Here is an 18,510-nt window from a genome sequence, read left to right on the forward strand (position 1 = left end):
CAGCTCCCACATGTACGGTGGTGTATGAGTTTGCTCCCCTACGTCTGGGCCAAATCCCAGCGCATCCTCCTGCGCCCCGGCGATGAAGGCAGGGTGCTGACGGTTTGCCCCTCAACCCCCGGCTGGTCGATCAGCGAGGTCCAGCGCCAATTCGGCCAATCACGCCTGGAGCATGTGCGCGACGACGAACTCGACGGCCTGCTCACCAGCGCCTATGCCGACACCGGCAGTGCGGCGGCGGTGGTTGGCGCGGCTGAGAACGAAGTCGACCTCGACCGCCTGATGCAGGACATGCCCGAAATCACCGACCTGCTCGATACCCAGGACGGCGCGCCGGTGATCCGCATGATCAACGCCTTGCTCACCCAGGCTGCGCGCGATGAAGCCAGCGATATTCACATCGAACCCTACGAAACCCATTCCGTGGTGCGCTATCGCGTCGATGGCACCCTGCGTGACGTGGTGTCGCCGCGCAAGGCGCTGCATGGCGCGCTGGTGTCGCGGATCAAGATCATGGCCCAGCTCGACATCGCCGAAAAACGCTTGCCCCAGGACGGTCGTATTGCCCTGCGGGTGGCGGGGCGGCCGATTGATATTCGCGTGTCCACCGTGCCGACGGGGCATGGCGAAAGGGTCGTGATGCGCCTGCTGGACAAACAGGCCGGGCGCTTGCAGCTGGAAACCCTGGGCATGCAGCCGCAACTGCTGGCGCGCCTGGATACCTTGATCCGCCAGCCCCACGGCATCGTGCTGGTCACCGGGCCGACCGGCAGCGGCAAGACCACCAGCCTGTACGCTGCCCTGGCGCGGCTGGATGCGAGCACCAGCAATATTCTCACCGTCGAAGACCCGGTGGAATACGACTTGCCCGGTATCAGCCAGATTCAGGTCAACGCCAAGATCGACATGACCTTCGGCCTGGCACTGCGGGCGATTCTGCGCCAGGACCCGGACATCATCATGATTGGTGAGATCCGCGACCTGGAGACCGCGCAAATCGCCGTGCAGGCTTCGTTGACCGGGCATTTGGTGCTCGCCACCTTGCACACTAATGACGCGGTGTCGGCGGTCAACCGCTTGATCGATATGGGCGTCGAGCCGTTCCTGTTGGCCTCGTCATTGTTGGGCGTATTGGCCCAGCGCCTGGTGCGGCGCCTGTGCCCGCATTGCAAGCAGGAAGACCCGGCGGCGCCTGGCACCTGGCGGCCGGTGGGGTGTGCGCAGTGCAACCAGATCGGTTACAGCGGGCGTACCGGCATCCATGAATTGTTCTGCGTTGATGACGATGTGCGCAGCCTGATCCACCAAGGCGCCGGCGAGCAGGATTTGCGCCTGGCTGCACGTCGCGCCGGCATGTTCAGCATGCGCGAGGATGGCGAGCGCTGGGTACGCAGCGGCGCCACCGCAGTCGAAGAAATCCTGCGCGTGACACGGGACGCCTGATGAATCGCTATCGTTACGAAGCCGCCGATGCCAGCGGCAAAATCGAAGCCGGGCACGTGGAAGCCGACAGCCAGAGCGCGGCGTTTGCCCAATTGCGCAGCCGTGGCTTGACCGCGTTGCAGGTACAGATTGAGGGTAATCAAGCGGCGGCCGGCGGCGGCAGCCTGTTCACGCCCAAACTGTCAGACAACGATCTGGCCTGGGCCACGCGGCAACTCGCGAGTTTGCTGGGCGCCAGCCTGCCGTTGGAGGCGGCGCTGAGTGCCACGGTGGAGCAGGCCGAGAAAAAACACATCGCCCAGACCCTGGCCGCCGTGCGCGGCGATGTACGCGGCGGCATGCGTTTGGCCGACGCCTTGGCGGCGCGGCCACGGGACTTTCCATCGATTTACCGGGCCTTGATTGCGGCGGGGGAGGAATCCGGTGACCTGGCCCAGGTGATGGAGCGCCTGGCCGATTACATTGAGGAGCGTAACAACCTGCGCGGCAAGATCATGACGGCGTTCATCTACCCCGGCGTGGTCGGGTTGGTGTCCATTGGCATTGTGATTTTCCTGTTGAGCTATGTGGTGCCGCAGGTGGTCAGCGCGTTTTCCCAGGCGCGCCAGGACCTGCCGGGGCTGACCCTGGCGATGCTCAATGCCAGCGACTTTATCCGCGCCTGGGGCTGGTTGTGTTTTGCCTTGATTGTCGGTGGGTTTTGGGGCTGGCGCCTGTACCTGCGCAACCCGCTGGCGCGGCTCAATTGGCATAGCCGGGTGCTGCGCTTGCCGCTGATCGGGCGGTTTGTGTTGGGGCTCAATACTGCGCGGTTTGCGTCGACCCTGGCGATTCTCGGCGGCGCTGGCGTGCCCCTGTTGCGCGCCCTGGAAGCGGCGCGCCAGACCTTGTCCAATGACCGCCTCAGCCAGTGCGTCAACGATGCCACTGCCAAGGTTCGCGAAGGCGTTAACCTGGCGCCTGCATTGGCGGTGGAAAAGGTCTTCCCGCCGGTGTTGATTCACCTGATTGCCAGCGGCGAAAAAACCGGCTCGCTACCGCCGATGCTGGAGCGTGCGGCGCAGACCTTGTCCCGCGATATCGAACGCCGGGCGATGCGCATGACGGCGTTGCTGGAGCCGCTGATGATTGTGGTGATGGGGGCGGTGGTGCTGGTGATTGTGATGGCGGTGTTGTTGCCGATCATCGAGATCAACCAACTGGTGACCTGATTGCACCCGGTCAAATGTGGGAGCTGGCTTGCCTTCGATGGCATCAACTCGGTGTGCCTGATGTACCGAGGTATCTGCATCGCAGGCAAGCCAGCTCCCACATCTGGGTCGGTTTTATTCAGTTGATTCTGCTCGCTCCCTATATGCATCACTGCAACCTCGGGTTCCTCATTCCGTCACATCCAACCCACCGCGACACAGCCCACACCACATCCAGCAAAACCCCGCTGAAACCCCGCTGTCACTTGCCCCCAAACCGCTCAAAAGCATGACCGAAACACCCGAGAATCTTTCGTAAAATCAAGCGCTTCCTCCCGAGGTTTTTTCCTTTTGCTGTCATCGGATGCTGCGAAATTGCCTACCCATGGCCTCAACCCCAGCCCCCCCCGGAGCACGGCCTGGGATCGAAGCCATAGCGTCATGCAAGAGCCCTCTACCCAAACGTACAAACACGACGAAAGGAGATTCTTCATGTTTAAGCGCACTATGATCGCAGCCTCTTTGGTAGTTGCAGCACTGGCTTCCGCCCAATCCATGGCCGCAGTGGTCGGTGGCGGTGCCACCCTGCCGGAAAAACTCTACGGCAGCACGGCCACTTCGACCACGGCTACCGGCATCCTCTCTGCCACCGTCCCTGGTTTTAACCCCTATATCGGTGTAGGCAGCGGCGACGGCAAAAAGGCCTTCTTCGGTAATGATTCGACCAAGCTGAAACTGGCTGCCGGCATCACCGTTGACTATGCGGGCAGTGACTCGATCGTTAGCGTTGCGGAACTGGCGGCTTATAATGCTGACGCCGTGAACGGCCGTGCCGCCTACGGCCCGTTGATTCAAATCCCGGCCGAGGCCACGTCGGTGACAGTGCCTTACCACATCGACGGCAAGACATCGCTGCAGCTCAGCAGTGGCCAGTTGGCTGATATCTTTGCCGGCAAAATCACTAACTGGAACCAGGTGCTATTCAACGGGGCTGCGGGTCCAAACCTGCAGATCAAAGTGGTCTATCGCCAGGAAACCAGCGGCACTACCGAGATCTTGACCAACCACCTCAAGGCGGTAAAACCTGCTTCGGTGCCGGCTGTCAGCAACAGCTTCGTCACCGCCATCGGTTTTGACCCAGCCACCAGCGCTCCGGCCGGCTCAAGCTACATCGCGGTCACCGGCAGTCAAGGTGTTGCCACTGCCATTACCAACAACAACGGTGCCATCGGTTACGTCAGCCCTGACTATGCACAGTTCAACAGCGCTGCCGCTGTTGCTTCGGTCAACGGTTTCCTGCCGACTGAAGTCAACGTTCAAGCCAGCCTTGACGGTGTTGTACCTCCGGTTCTTGGCAGCGACGAAGCCAAAAATCCTTTGAACTGGGTCCCTACGTTTCCTAACCCTACCGCAGGCTACCCCATTGTGGGCTACACCAACCTGGTCTTCAGCCAGTGCTACAAAGACACCACTGACACCGCGCGTATCCGTGTGTTCTTGAACCGTCACTACACCGGTTTGAACAACGCAACCACCAGCAGCCACTCGTTCATCCCGTTGTCCGCTACTTGGCAGAAAGCTGTCCACGACAACTTCTACGCCACCACCAGCGCCCTGCGCCTGGGCGACACCAACACCTGCAACGGTATTGGCCGTCCGCAGTAAGCCCCGTCTCGACAGGGTTTGCCCCACAACCGGCAATGACTTCGCGTCATTGCCGGTTTTGTCGTTTCCTCGCCCAACCCGCCAGTTGAACCGCACTGCGTGAACATTGTGTGACAACAGTTCGGTCGCGCCCCCCGGCAACTGCCTTAAGCAATAACCCCGACACGTGGCCGCGCAGTGTTTGCGTGCCCGTCGTTCGCCTGACCCGTCAAAAGGACCTGTAAGTGATGCGTTCCCGACTGAAGCTGCCTGCTACCCGTGCCGACAAGGTGCCTGCCACCTCAGGTCAAGTGTTGCTGCTCAAACCCCTGGCCCAGGTCATTGCGCTGCTGGTGTTTGCCGGTGGTGCCCACGCGGCGCAGCCTCAGGCGTTCAGTTCGGGCTGGTTTTCGGCCAAGGGCGCAGCGCAAACGGCCGGCAGCGCACGACCGGGTGTGGTGATGCCGGGAACGCCGCCGCCGTTGTCCCAGCAACAGCGCGGCAACGAGCAGTTGCAGCGCTCCTTGCAGAACCTCAATACCAGCGTCGCCGCGATTGCCGCGCAACAGGCCGTGCAGGCCGCTGCCAGAAGCAGCGCGGGCGCGGCGCCGCAGAGCATCCACAACGGCCTGGGTGGTAATGGCTTGAATGTGGTGATTGGTGCAGATGGCAAGCCGCTGTTCGTCAACGCCGAAGGGCCGGTGCAGACCGATGCCAACGGCAAGACGCTGGTGTCGATCAAGCAGACGGCCGACAAGGCGATCCTCAATTGGCAAACCTTCAACGTGGGCCGCGACACCACCGTGCAGTTCCAGCAGAACAGCGATTGGGCGGTGCTCAACAAGATCAATAACAGCACCGCGCCTAGCCAGATCCAGGGGGCGATCAAGGCCGACGGCACGGTGATGATCGTCAACGGCAACGGCGTGGTGTTCAGCGGCAGCAGCCAGGTCAATGTGCGCAACCTGGTGGCGGCAGCCACCGGGTTCAGCGATGAGCAATTCACCGCCAGGGGCCTGTACAGCGCCAGCAACAGCGCGCCGAGTTTTGCCCAGGCCGCCGGCAATGTGACGGTCGAGCGCGGCGCGCAGATCCAGACCCAGGTGCCCGCGACATCGACGGCGGGTGGCGGTTATGTGCTGTTGCTGGGCAAAGAGGTGGCAAACGCTGGGAGCATTTCCACTGCACGCGGCCAGACTGTGCTGGCGGCGGGCGACAGTTTTGTGATCAAGAAGGGCTACAGCACCGACGGCAATGTCACCTCCACTACACGCGGCAACGAAGTCAGCGTCACCGGCAGTGGCAAGGCCAGCAACACGGGGTTGATCCAGGCCTCTACGGGGGACATCACCCTGACCGGCCAGCAGGTGCTGCAAAACGGCGTGGTGCTTTCAAGCTCCTCGGTGGAAGCACGTGGCACCGTGCATTTGAAGGGCACCGGCAGCAACGCCAGCGTAAGCCTGGGCGAGGGCAGCCTCAGCGCCATTGTGCTCGACAGCAGCAACGCCCTCGACAGCCAGCGCGCCGGGTTGATTACCCCGGCGGCTGACCAGGCCGGTAACGTCGTGCCGGCTGACGTGTACCGGCGCGACCAATCCCTGGTGGAGATCACCAGTGACGGCACGGTGGACTTTCGCAGCGGCTCCCTGACGCTGGCAACGGGTGGTCAGGTCGGCGTGAAGGCGGCGCAGCGCAGCTTGCTGCGTGACGGCGCAGTGATCGACGTGTCCGGCGCCATCGGCGTCAAGTTGGCGATGGAGTCCAACAGCGTCAAGGTCAATATCCAGGGTAACGAGCAGCGCGATGCGGCGGTCAACCGTGACGGCAAAACGCTGAACAACAACGATGTGTGGGTGGATGTCCGCGACCTGATTTTTGTCCCGGCCGGCACCAATGGCTATGCCACCGACCGCTGGTACACCGCGGGCGGCCTGCTGGAAGTGGGCGGCTATCTGGGCACGCGCAACCACGGCATTGGCGAATGGATGGCCCAGGGTGGCACCGTGACGTTCAGCGGCAAGGACGTGGTGACCCGGCAGGGTTCGCAGATCAACCTGTCGGGCGGCACCCTTGATGTGCAGGCCGGCAAGATCCAGCAAACCTGGCTCAAAGGCCCTGATGGACGCTTGTACGAGCTGTCCAGTGCGCCGGGGGATTTGCTTTATACCGGGATCTACAAGGGTTACGAAGACCACAGCCAGCGCTGGGGCGTGACCGACTATTACTACAACCCGCTGATCGCCCCGCGCGAGCGCAGCGAAGCCGGCTATACCGTCGGGCGGGATGCCGGGCGCCTGGTCGTCAGTACTGCCGGCGCCGTGCTGGAAGGGCAAATTGTCGGCGACACCTACCAGGGTGAGCGCCAGACCCAGGCTGCGCAAAAAGGCCTGGACGGTTACCTGCAATCGCAAAAAGCCGTGGCCCGTGGCGCCGCCCTGGTGGTGGGCAGTTATGTGCCGTATTACGTCAAGGACAGTGCCCAGTTGCAGTATGCCTTGGGCGCGGACGCCAACACGACGAAGAACGTGGTGCTGGGGCCAAGGGCCGCTGCCGTCGCGGCCGGGTTGGACTTGAACAGCGCACTGCCGGCTGATCGAGTGTCGACGTTGTATCTGGACAGCGAGGCGTTGAGCGCGACGAAACTGGGATCGATCAAAGTCGCCAGCACCGGCTCGATTCTGGTCAATGGCGCACTGGAGGTGGAGCCCGCCGGTGACATCACCTTGTTCGGGCCCAGGATCGAGGTCAATGCCAACCTCACCGCGCATTCCGGCAGCCTTCAGCTGGGCAACGTGCAGGCGCAGATTACGCCGACCGGCAAGAACGACGTGACCCTTGGTGGTCGCGGCAGCTTGGTTGTCAATGCTGGCGTGTCGCTGGATACCAGCGGTCTGTGGAGCAACCAGTTGCTCAGTGTGAGCGACAGCAGCCGGTTGCCTTACCTCAACGGCGGCAACGTGGCCTTGCGCAGCAGTGGCGATGTGAGCCTGGCAGCCGGCAGCCGGGTGGACGTGTCTTCCGGCGCGGCCCTGGATGCGAGGAACCAGTTGATCGGTGGCAAGGGCGGCGACGTCACGCTCGCGGCCAACGCCAACAGCGCAGACAGTCGCGGCAACCTGGCCCTCAACGGCGAGTTGCTCGGCTATGGCGTCAGTGGCGGCGGGCGCTTGAGTGTGCAGGCCGGCAAGGTGCTGATCAGTGATCAGCCGGCCGCGCCCCAGGCGGGCACGCTGCAACTCGACAGCGGGTTCTTCAACAAAGGCTTTGGTGCCTACGACATCACCGGCAACGAAGGTTTGTTAGTGGCCGACGGTACTCAGGTCAACGTGACTGCGCCGGTGTACCGCCTCAATGACACCGCGCAAAACCTGGTGAGCGGCGCCGATCCGCGCAGCGCACTGCAAATCTGGACCCCGCCGCAATACCGCGAAACCCCCACCAAAGGCCAGCTGACGCCACGCAAAGGCGCCAGCCTGAGCCTGCAAGCCGGCACACCATTGTCCACTGCCGCGCAAATGGCAGTGGTGCAGGCGCGCATTGGCCAGGGCGCGGTGGTCAACGTGGATCCGGGCCAGTCCATCGGCGTGCGCAGCATTGGCCAGTTGACCGTGGACGGCACCTTGAATGCCTGGGGCGGCAACATCACCCTGGGTGGCGTCAACGTACAGCCCACGGTGGCCGATGGCGTTGAGGCCAAAGGTCACGACCGTTCGATCTGGGTCGGCGAACACGCCGTGCTGGACGTGGCCGTACGCGCAGCCACGGCTGTCGACAGCCTGGGGCGGCGCTACGGCGTGGTGGGCCAGGGCGGCACTATCGTGATTGGCGGGCTGATCGACCCGGCCACCGGAATCGCCAGCGCGGCCAACCTGTTTGTGGTGGTGCGCGAAGGCGCACGCCTGGACGCCTCTGGTAGCCAGGCGCTACTGGACATGTCCGGTGCCGGCCCCACAGTGGTCGCCAGCCGTGGCGGCACCATCTCCCTGGCTTCCAACAATGGCCTTTATCTGGACGGCACGTTCATAGCCAACAGCGGCGGCGCCGGTGCGGCGGGTGGCAGCCTGAACGTGGCCCTGGAAACGCCGTTGTACCTCGATACCGCCGTTGCCCGTGTGCGCCAGGCGCGTGAATTGGTCGTCAGTGCCGCCGATTCAGGCGCGCCTTTACCGATCGGCAGTACGCCTGAAGCTGTGGCGGGCGGCTTGACCTACGGGCATGGACGGCTGACGGCCAACCAGGTCAGCGCCGGCGGTTTCGACAACCTGTCGCTGCTGAGCAACGGCCTGATCAGCTTTGACGGTGATGTGGCCTTGCGTCTGGGGCAGAGCCTGAGCCTGTATTCAGGGGCCATGGCTTTGACCGATAGCGCCGCGAAGCCGTCTCAGGTGTTTTTGACCGCACCCTATTTGCGCCTTGCCGGGGTGGGCAACAACAACAGCGCCACCGACAGCCTGGTGCGCCCGACGGTCCAGGGCGGCGTTTCCACTCAAGGTACGGCTGGCCTGTTGAGCGTCGAAGCGTCGAACGTGCTGGATGTGCGTGATAGCGTCAATTTCGGCGCCCATGCCGAGCGCTCCAAAGCGTTGGCCAACGGTATTGACCGGCGTGCCTTTGACCAGGCTCATTTGGTCAGCCAGGGGGATATGCGCTTTCTGGCCCGAAGCGCCGACAAAACCCAAACCGCCCTGACCACCCAAGCCGACCTGAACCTGATCGCCGCGCAGATTTACCCGGCGACCGGGGCCGTTGCCGAGGTGACGGCAGGTAACACCGGCGGTGAATTTGACCCGGCGCGTACGTTGCGCATTGGCCGGGTGCGCAGTACGGACCCGGCGCTGCCTTACTCAGTGTTCGGCAGCCTATCGCTGAACGCCTCGACCATCGAGCAAGGCGGTGTGCTTCGCGCGCCTATGGGCAGTCTCAGCTTGGGTGTGGACGGTGGTATTACGCGCGCTACCAAAGTGATCAATCTGTTGCCGGGCAGCCTGACCTCTGTCAGCGCAGGTGGCCTGGTGCTGCCTTATGGTGGAACAGTCGACGGCGTGACGTGGCGCTACGACGGCAAGCAGGTAGAGTTGTTGGGCGTTGGCGGCACCCGCAGTACAGGTAATGCGGCGGTGGGTGTGCAACTGGCGGGCGGCTCGCTGAATGTGCAACGGGACGCAGTGCTGGACCTTTCCGGTGGCGGCCAATTGCTTGGCGCGGCATTCGTTTCCGGGCGCGGCGGTTCCACGGATGCGCGCTACAACCCCTTGGTGCAAATCGGAGCGGACGGACGCTTTTCCTTACCGGGCCTGGCCACCAACCCCATCTATGCGATTGTCCCCGGCAGCCAGCCCTGGGTAGCGCCGAGCGGCGGCGAAGCGGGCGCGACCCAGCCTCTGGTCGGCCAGCAAATCAATATCGGTGCGGGTGTGCCTGGCCTGCCACAGGGGACCTACACCTTGCTGCCGTCCACTTACGCCCTGTTGCCAGGGGCGTTTCGGTTGGAGATCAACGGCTTGGCCGCGCCGTTCGCCAGCGGCGCGATGCACAGCGCCGCGGCCATGAATAACGGTTCCTGGTCAACCGAAGGCTTGCTGTCGGTTGCCGGTACTCACATTCGTGACAGTTTATCGAGCCAGTTGATTGTCACTCCGGCTGAGGTATTGCGCCGTTATTCCCAGTACAACGAAACCGCTTACGCAGACTTTATTCGCGCGGATGCGGCACGCCTGGGTGTGCCACGTGCTGCGCTTGAAGCCGATGCCAAAACCCTGAGATTGCGACTGGTGGGCGGTCAAAAAGACCTGGGGTTCAGCTTTGATGGTGAGGGGCGCTTCAAACCCGCACAGGGCGGTTTTGGTGCCACTGTTGCTGTGCTGTCCAGTGGCGACATAGAAGTGGTTTCTGACACCGCAACGGCCAGTAGCGCTGCATTGATGGCGTCGGTGCGGGCCAGCGACTTGAATGCCTTGGGGGCTGCCCGTTTGGTGGTGGGCGGTGAACTGACGGTGGTGTATGGCCAAGGTGGCAACTTCGTCAGGTCCGACCTGGCAGCCATCACCGCGAGCTCGGTGGTTGTGCGCCAGGACGCGACCCTGGCGGCGCCGGAAGTGTTCCTGGTGTCGGGCAGGTCATCGGGCGCGCTTGAAATCGAGCAAGGTGCGTCGATCAATACCTTGGGGCGCGGCAAGGCCGCCTATGACTCCGATGATGGTTTTATCTACCGGCCGGGCACCCGCAGCGTGTTGGCAGTCTCCAATGGACGTTTGCAGATGCTGGCGCCGGTAAACGGTGACGGCCCCAGTGGGCCGGGCAGCATTCTTATCGGCCAATGCAGCCTGAGTGCCTGCAGCGGCGACGCATCACTCTATTCCGAAGGCTCGATAGCCTTTGCCACCACCAACCGGTTTGCCTTGAGTGACAGCGTGCGCTATGGCACCCGCCATCTGGCCCTGGCGGTGGGTGGGATCAACGTCGGCAGTGCCGAGGCGCTGGCTGACGCCGCTGCGCGTGGTGTGCTGCCGTCGGGCCTGACCCTCAACCAGCAGGTGCTGGACCGCTTGCTGCGCGGCGATGCTTCCAGCGGTGCACCGGCCTTGCAAAGCCTGGCGCTGACCGCCGGGCAATCGTTGAATTTTTATGGCAACACCACGCTGAGCACCCTCGACAGTTCGGGTAAGTCGCTGCTCGATGAGCTGCTGCTGACCACGCCTGCGATCTATGGGTACGGCAGCGCCAGTGATGTGGCGCTGATCCAGACCGGCACCCTGGTATGGGGTGGCGCCACCAGCACACCGCCAGCCGTGATCAGCAATGGGGCGGGTACCGGCAGCGGCACTCTGGCGTTGCAGGCCCGGCGCATCGCGTTCGGTTATGGCCGCGATGCCCAGCCCGACAGCCTGGCCAACAATGGCCGCATGACGCTGGGCTTTGCCACGGTCAACCTCAACGCCAGCGAACGTATCACGGCCAACCACAAAGGCAGCCTGACGGTACATCAGGCCCAGGGTGCGTACGAGGCCGGCAAAGGCTTCGCCTACAGTGGCGGCAACCTGAACATCAGCACGCCGCTGTTGACCGGCGAAGCCGGCTCGGTCAATCGCATCACTGTCGGTGGCGCGTTGACTGTGCGGGCCCCGGCCAGCGGCACAGCGCCGGTAGAGGCGGCGGCCATCGACGCCTTGGGCGCCGAGCTGCTGCTGTCCGGTCGCAGCGTGGCGCTGGATACCTCGGTGGTGCTGCCGAGCGGCAAGCTCACCCTCAGCGCCGATGAAGAACTGACCCTTGGCGCGGCTTCACGCCTGGACCTCAGTGGTCGCAAAGTGCAAATCAGCGATGTGAGTAAATACAGCTGGGGCGGTGATGTCAGCCTGGAAAGCCGTCACGGCAACATTCGCCAGGCGACAGGTGCACTGATCGACTTGTCTGCGCAATTCAATCAGGGTGGCTTGCTCAAGGCTGTGGCGGTGGACGCCGGTGCCGGGCAGGTCGACTTGCAAGGGCAGGTTCGCGCCGGCAGCAGCGGTTATTACGATGCCGGTGGCACCCTGGTGCCGTACAAAGCCGGTGGTGTGGATATCCGCGCGCAGCAGGTAGGGGACTTTGCCGCCTTGAACCAGCGCTTGAACCAGGGCCAGGTCGTTGGCTCGCGCAGCTTCCAGCTCAAGCAGGGCAACCTGGTGATTGGCGATGAACTCAAGGCCAATCAAGTCAATGTCTCGGTGGATAACGGCAGCCTGACGGTGCTGGGCACCATCGATGCCAGTGGCGAGCGGGTCGGCAGTATTCGCCTGGCCGGCAAGCAGGGCGTGACCCTTGCCGGCAGCGCGCTGCTGGATGCGCACGGCAGCGTATTGCGGGTCGACAGCTACGGCAAGATCATCGATGCGCCGAACCGAGCGATGGTGGAACTCAACAGTGGCGACGGTCAATTGACCTTGGCCGATGGCGCGCGTATCGACCTGCGCCACGGCACCGCTGCGGCCCCGGGCAGTGGTCCGGGACACTCTGACGGCGTGGCCCGGGGCACGCTGGAATTGAACGCACCGCGGCTCAATGCCAATGACGTGGCCATCGACGCCAGCGGGCAGGTCAACATCCAGGGCGCCCGCTCCATTGCAGTCAACGCGGTGGCCCGTTACAGCGATGCGCCGGTGGGCACAGAACCGTCGGCCAGTGGCCGACCGTATCAGGTGATTGACCAGAACTACCTCACGCAAAAGCACGCGCTTGCCGAGGCTTTCATAAACAACGCCCTTAACAACGCCGGGCTGATGCAGGGCAAGCTCGCGGGCTTGAATAACAGCCGTTATACCGAGGCGTTCCACTTGCGCCCAGGTGTGGAGATCGTCACCCAGGGCGACCTGGTGGTGAGCGGCGACCTGGACCTTTCCGGCTACCGTTACGCCAGCGTCAACCCCAACACGCCGAAGACTTCGGTGTACGGCTCGGGCGAGGTGGGCAGCCTGGTGGTGCGTGCCGGTGGCAACCTGGATGTCTACGGCAGCATCAACGATGGCTTTGCGCCGCCACCGAAGACGCCCGACGATAATGGCTGGGTGCTGACGCCGGGGCTGCAAGGGTTCGGTGCCGATGTGATTGTGCCCGGCCCTGGCGTGGTACTCGCCAACGGCAGCGCATTCCCCACGGGCAAGACCCTCAATTACCCGTTACCGATCCAGGCCACTGCATTGGCCCAAGGCACTGTGCTGCCGACCCGAGGCACACTCGACGCGCCACTGACCCTGCCGGCCAACACGGTGTTGAGCGCGGCGGTGCGCGACAGTGGCGGCAACCTGTTGTACGCCGCGGGCACCTTATTGCAGCAGCCTGTGGTGCTGGCGGCCGGAACACAACTGGAGGCGGGCACGGTCTTGGCCGGCGCGGCTTCGCTGCGCGCCATGACCTGGCCGGCGGGCGTGCCACTGCCCAGCCGTGGGGGCGTGACGGGCAGTGCAACGGACGGTGTGTTGCTGGCCGGTGACATGGCCCTCAAGGTCGGGGCGCTGATTCCGTATGGTACAGACGTCAAGTTGCCCAATGGTGCGGTGTCGGTACCGTTGCGCACCGTGACCGGCGCCACGGCGCGCCAGAACTGGGCCGTGGCACCGATGCTGGCCGAGGGCTCGCAGTCGTGGTCATTGCGCCTGGTGTCCGGTGCCGATACCCAGGCGGCTGATACCCGTGCGATCCAGCCAGCCTACGCCGGCGACCTGACCCTGGCCGACACGCACTACGGAATCTATGAGACCCACGACAAAATCATCATCCCGGCGCAACCGGCGCGGCCGGGTGGGGCATGGTACTGGAGTGATTTGGCCGCCGAGCTGTTCGGTTACGAGGCAGGGACTCCAGTGTCGCAGTCCGAGTCGGGATTGTGTGATGAACCCGACATGTGTATTCGCGTCAAGTACGTATGGAGCGACCTCGGGGAACTCTTCGGCTTTGTACCGGGCCAGCCGGTATCGCCTCAGGACGAAGGCACCTGCGACCCTGATTTGTGCGTTTCCCTGGGCGAACCGATTCCAGCAATACCTGAGCAGGTCACCATCGGGCCGGTGAAACGGGTCTCACCCGTGAGCCAGCACTTTAGCGTGCTGCGCACCGGCACCGGGGATCTGGACTTGATAGCCGCGGGCAATGTGGCGATGAAGTCGCCCTATGGTATTTATACCGCCGGCGCCTCCAGTGCTTCTCGTGCAGGCAGTGCCGCCGCTGAGTTTGATCGCGCTCGCGCCACCTCAGCGGATGGAACGGTGCTGGGCAGCGCGGCCAAGGCGTATGAAACGCTTGTCGATAAAAGCAGCCCCTATGCCGCTTGGTATCCCGATGGGGGCGGCAATGTGTTGTTGCGCACGGGTGGTAGCCTGACAGGCGATGTTTGGACGCCGCTCACCGACGCGATCATGCCCAATGACGGTCGCACTCAACTCAACAGTGCGAACCTGGGCAATTGGTTGTGGCGCCAAGGTACCGGAAACACTGCGGGTGTGACCCCGACACCTGCCAGTTGGTGGATCAATTTTGGTACTTACGTTAAAAGCGACAGTGGGGCCAACATCGAACTCGAAGACCGCGCACAGATAAACCTGCTTCCACGCCTGGTGGGGTTCACAGGTGTAGGCACCCTGGGCGGTGGCAACCTGACCCTGGACTTGGGCAGCGATGCCGGCATGCTCGTTCGTCGCGGCGATCCCGGTGCAGTCAGAGCACCGCGCAGCGAAGGGTTGGTGCTGGCTGTTGGCAGCACTGGCCGGGTGGTCGACGGGCAATTGCTGCTCACCGGTGGCGGTGATCTGGATGTGCGCATGGGCGGTGATTTGAACCCCGGGCTGGATGCCCGCGCGAGCCGTGATAAATCCGCTACGTTGTCAGCCGATTATAAAGCGCAGGTGCTCAGCCTCAACGGCGTACTGACCAACCTGCGTGGTGCATTGAACCTGCAAGCAGGCAGCCTGGGGGGCATTGCCTTGAACTACGGTGAAGTGCCCGGATCTCAGGATGCCAAGGACAGCCGTGCTTACTCACCGTACACCGCCAGCCTGGGCACGGCCACGGGCGGTATCACGTTGATGTTGGGGGACGCCACGGCCAACCTGTCGACCCGAGGTGACTTGGTGCTGGCGGGGACAGGCGATCCAGGACGTGTTTCTACCGAAAATACCCAGGCATTCAGTTACAACGGCACAGACTATGGCAATGGGACCACCTGGTTCTCGCTGTGGACCGATCGCACGGCCATTGACCTTTTTTCCGCAGGTGGCAGTTTGACGCCTAGCGTGCAGAGCATGTCGCTTGCCAGGTCAGGCATCCTTGCGCCTTTGCAAGGGCAGAACTACTCAAGCTCCGATGGGCGTTTTATCTTCCCTTCCAAACTGGGCGTGGTGGCAGCCAATGGCAGCATCTATCTCGGTGCGTCCGCGTTGGGCGTTGGCCCGCTGCCCAATAATCCCGTTTACTCGTTATTGCTGGCGCCATCGAGCCAGGGGCGGCTGGCGATGTTGGCCGGCGATTCCATCTACGCCAGTGGCTATGCAGTCAACCAGTCGGGTGACAGCCTGAGTTCCATAGCGACGCCTTTGGCGCCAGCCTTTGTTGGCAGGAACGGGTTCAATCGCGTCATCGACAACCTGGGCGGTGACGCGATACAGGCTGATCTTTCCTTGTTTGCCTTGCGCAGCCCAACCGATCTTGCGCGCCCGCCAGCCCAGACACAGCCGGCCAGGTTTTATGCCAATCAAGGCGATATCGTCGGCTTGCGCAGTGGTGAAATCATCACGTTCAGCAGCGGTCGGCAAGGGCAGGTCCGCTATGAATCCGCAGGTCCGGTGTGGATGCGAGCGGGGCGCGATATTGTCGGCTCAGGCACGTATCTGGGCACATCCACGGTGTTTCCGGCGTTGCTTGCTGACAACGGCGACTACATAGGCGAAAGCCGCGGCAACCTGTTCGTGCATAACCGTCCCGAGGATGTCTCGGTGGTGTCTGCCGGGCGCGACATTACCTACAGCAGCTTCAACGTCGCCGGCCCCGGCACCCTGGAAGTCAGTGCCGGGCGTAATCTATTGATGGAAGACAAAGCCTCCATCACCAGCCTGGGCCCGGTGGCGGTGGGGGATTCCCGGCCAGGTGCGTCTATCGTGCTGGAAGCCGGGGTAGGGCCTAATGGCCTGGATTACCTGAAGTTCGTCACGCCTTACCTGGACCGCGCCAACCAAGCGGTCGAAGGTGTGCCTCTGGCCGGGCAGACGGGCAAGGTGGTGAAAACCTACGAGACCGAACTGCTGCAATGGCTCAAGGAACGCTATGCCTTCAGTGGCGATGCCGACCAGGCGCGGGCGTACTTCGCCGGCCTGGGGCCTGAGCAGCAACGCATTTTTGCGCGCTCGGTGTATTTCGCTGAAGTGCGCGCGGGCGGTCGTGAATTCAACCTGAGCGCAGGCCCGCGTTCCGGCAGCTTTTTGCGCAGCCGCGCGGCTATCGACGGGTTGTTGCCGAGCAAGGACGTGGCGGGCAACCCGATCGTGTATGACGGCGATATCACCCTGTATGGCGGTGCCGGGGTGCATACCCGGTTTGGCGGCGATATCCAGATGCTCAGCCCTGGCGGGCAGCAGGTGTTCGGGATCGAAGGCACAGCGCCGCCGGCGACTGCGGGGGTGCTGACCCAAGGTGCCGGGGATATTCAGTTGTACGCCCAGGGCAGCATCCTGTTGGGCCAGAGCCGCATCATGACCACCTTTGGCGGCTCGATTCTGGCGTGGTCCGATGCCGGTGATATCAACGCCGGTCGGGGATCGAAAACCACCGTGCTCTATACCCCGCCGAAACGCGTGTATGACAACTGGGGCAATGTGACTTTGTCGCCTAACGTGCCGAGCGCGGGGGCGGGTATTGCGACGTTGGCGCCGATTGCCGAAGTGCCGGCCGGTGATATCGACCTGTTGGCGCCGGCGGGCACCATTGATGCGGGCGAGGCGGGGATTCGTGTTTCGGGCAACGTCAACATTGCGGCGTTGCGCGTGGTGAACGCGGCCAATATCCAGACCCAGGGCAAGTCGTCCGGGGTGCCGGTGACGGCGGCGGTCAACACTGGGGCGATGACCTCGGCGAGTGCGGCGGGGGCGGCGGCGTCCCAGGCGGCGGAGGACGCGGCGCGCAGTCAGCAGGCGGCGGCGAAGCAGGGCAGGGCTTCGATCGTGACGGTGGAGGTGTTGGGTTTTGGCGCTGAGCCGGTGGAGCGTGAACCGCAGCCTGCGGGCCAGCAAAAGACCTCGGGGTATAACCCCGGCAGTCCGGTGCAGGTGTTGGGCGCGGGGCCGTTGAGTGAACAGGCGCGGGCGCGGTTGACTGAAGAGGAGCGTAGACAGATTAGTTTGTAAGGGTTTTTGCGGGACCTCTCGTTGTAAGGTTTGGGGCGATCGGTGATTGCCCCTTTTTTTTGCGTGTATATCCGTTATTTGGGTGATGGCGACCTATGGTTCCGCTCTTACAGCGGGTCACTTTTGGCAAACGCCCGGAATGCCGGCCCAGCCAAAAGTAACCAATCTGAATACACTGAAGAACTGCTTTTCTGTGGGAGCTGGCTTGCCTGCGATGCAGACACCTCGGTACATCAGGTTCACAGAGTTGATGCCATCGCAGGCAAGCCAGCTCCCACCTTTGATCGAGTGTGGCTCTGCTGTTGCTGTTGCTCTTACATCCTTTTCGCTGACGAAGTCAGCGGTCTTTTGATCTGCGCTTTTGATCTTGATCTGAAATCGCCCCCCAAATCACTGGCGGATTGCGGGCATGCCGAGCCATAGCGAGGCACCGAGTGTTGGGGCGAGGACCTTTTGGTTACTTTTGACTGGGCCGGCATTCCGGTCCTTGCAAAAGTGACCCGCTGTAAGAGCGCAACCAATAGCCGCCGTTACCTGAATAACGGATATACCCCCCTACAATCTCTCAGCAAAAATTGCCCCCGAACCAATCCCAAATGAAGCTTTCATGACAAAAGTTCGGTAGCCCCCACCCACTCCCGTCTTGCCTATGTAACGCGCTGCAGGCGATCAAAAGTCGCCTCCAAAGCCGTCAGCAGGACGCCAGGAGTGGGGCAATGGGAACTATGGAACGTTATTCGAAAGTGGGCATGCAGGAGCTCGATCAGCGCCTGTCGAAGATCGTCGAAGCCGCGCGCAAGAAGCCGGTTTCGGTATACCGCTACGGCGCGCCGTGGGTGTGGATCGTCTCCCAGGACGATTGGCAAGGCGCCTTGAAGGAAGTCTCCAGCTACATTCCGGCGGGCCACTCGCTGGTGTTGTTGCGCCCGCAGATCGACGACGTGCTCGAACAGTACCGCGACTGGCTCCAGCCCGAGCCGGGCATGTTGATCGCGCCGCACACCGTGGTGCACATCCTGTTGCTGCAGCTGCTGTATTCGGTGCCCAGCGAACAGCAACTGCACGAGCAGCTCAATTACAACCTGCTGTTTCGCTGGTTTGTCGGCCTCGACCTGACCCAGAAGGTGTGGAGCCTGCACGCCCTGCAGCGTGACATCGCCAGCCTGCTGAACAACCCGCAGGCGGTGCAATTGATCCAGAAAATCATCGGTGAAGTGTTTTGTGGCGCCTTGCTGCACATGCCGGAGTTCTCACTGAACTTCGCCTTGTTGCACACCTGGCTGGCCCGGCACAGCCATCTTTCGACCACCAGCAATTGAGCAGGCCGAACGCCGTGCAATCGGTGAAGGCGCGCAACTTTTTTAGAC

The 18,510-nt window shown here is 62.8% G+C and carries 5 protein-coding genes; all 5 read left to right on the top strand.

All coding sequences use genetic code 11. The annotated features are described in order from the left end of the window. Positions 1-24: 24 nt before the first annotated feature. The 5 genes from gspE (at position 25) to AB4P96_RS14785 (ending at position 18,462) form a co-directional block, all read left to right on the top strand. The gene (gene gspE, locus AB4P96_RS14765) at positions 25-1,443 is read left to right on the top strand and encodes a type II secretion system ATPase GspE (protein ID WP_170039731.1); all 1,419 of its coding nucleotides are present in this window, start codon (positions 25-27) and stop codon (positions 1,441-1,443) included. Beyond that, positions 1,443-2,654 carry a type II secretion system inner membrane protein GspF gene (gspF, locus tag AB4P96_RS14770; protein WP_395600953.1) on the top strand — a complete coding sequence of 404 codons (1,212 nt, stop codon included), beginning with the start codon at positions 1,443-1,445 and terminating at the stop codon, positions 2,652-2,654. The genes gspE and gspF overlap by 1 nt, the downstream gene beginning before the upstream one ends. 471 nt (positions 2,655-3,125) lie before the next feature. Next, positions 3,126-4,298 (top strand): substrate-binding domain-containing protein, encoded by a 1,173-nt coding sequence (locus AB4P96_RS14775; protein WP_017139649.1) that lies wholly within the window; start codon positions 3,126-3,128, stop codon positions 4,296-4,298. A 227-nt stretch (positions 4,299-4,525) separates the two neighbouring features. Further along, entirely contained in the window at positions 4,526-17,143 is a 12,618-nt protein-coding gene (locus tag AB4P96_RS14780) for a filamentous haemagglutinin family protein (RefSeq protein ID WP_395600954.1), read from the top strand. 725 nt (positions 17,144-17,868) lie between these two features. After that, complete coding sequence (locus tag AB4P96_RS14785; RefSeq protein WP_017139647.1) at positions 17,869-18,462, top strand: transposase; 594 nt, start codon at positions 17,869-17,871, stop codon at positions 18,460-18,462. The last annotated feature ends 48 nt before the right edge of the window (positions 18,463-18,510 follow it).

Origin of the sequence: Pseudomonas sp. B19125, from assembly GCF_044218855.1 — a bacterium.
GTDB lineage: Bacteria > Pseudomonadota > Gammaproteobacteria > Pseudomonadales > Pseudomonadaceae > Aquipseudomonas > Aquipseudomonas edaphica.

What these genes read in the sequence shown, in the direction of transcription:
- gspE (WP_170039731.1), top strand. Translation starts at nt 25, where the DNA reads ATGAGTTTGCTCCCCTACGTCTGGGCCAAATCCCAGCGCATCCTCCTG.
- gspF (WP_395600953.1), top strand. Translation starts at nt 1,443, where the DNA reads ATGAATCGCTATCGTTACGAAGCCGCCGATGCCAGCGGCAAAATCGAA.
- AB4P96_RS14785 (WP_017139647.1), top strand. Translation starts at nt 17,869, where the DNA reads ATGGAACGTTATTCGAAAGTGGGCATGCAGGAGCTCGATCAGCGCCTG.
- AB4P96_RS14775 (WP_017139649.1), top strand. Translation starts at nt 3,126, where the DNA reads ATGTTTAAGCGCACTATGATCGCAGCCTCTTTGGTAGTTGCAGCACTG.
- AB4P96_RS14780 (WP_395600954.1), top strand. Translation starts at nt 4,526, where the DNA reads ATGCGTTCCCGACTGAAGCTGCCTGCTACCCGTGCCGACAAGGTGCCT.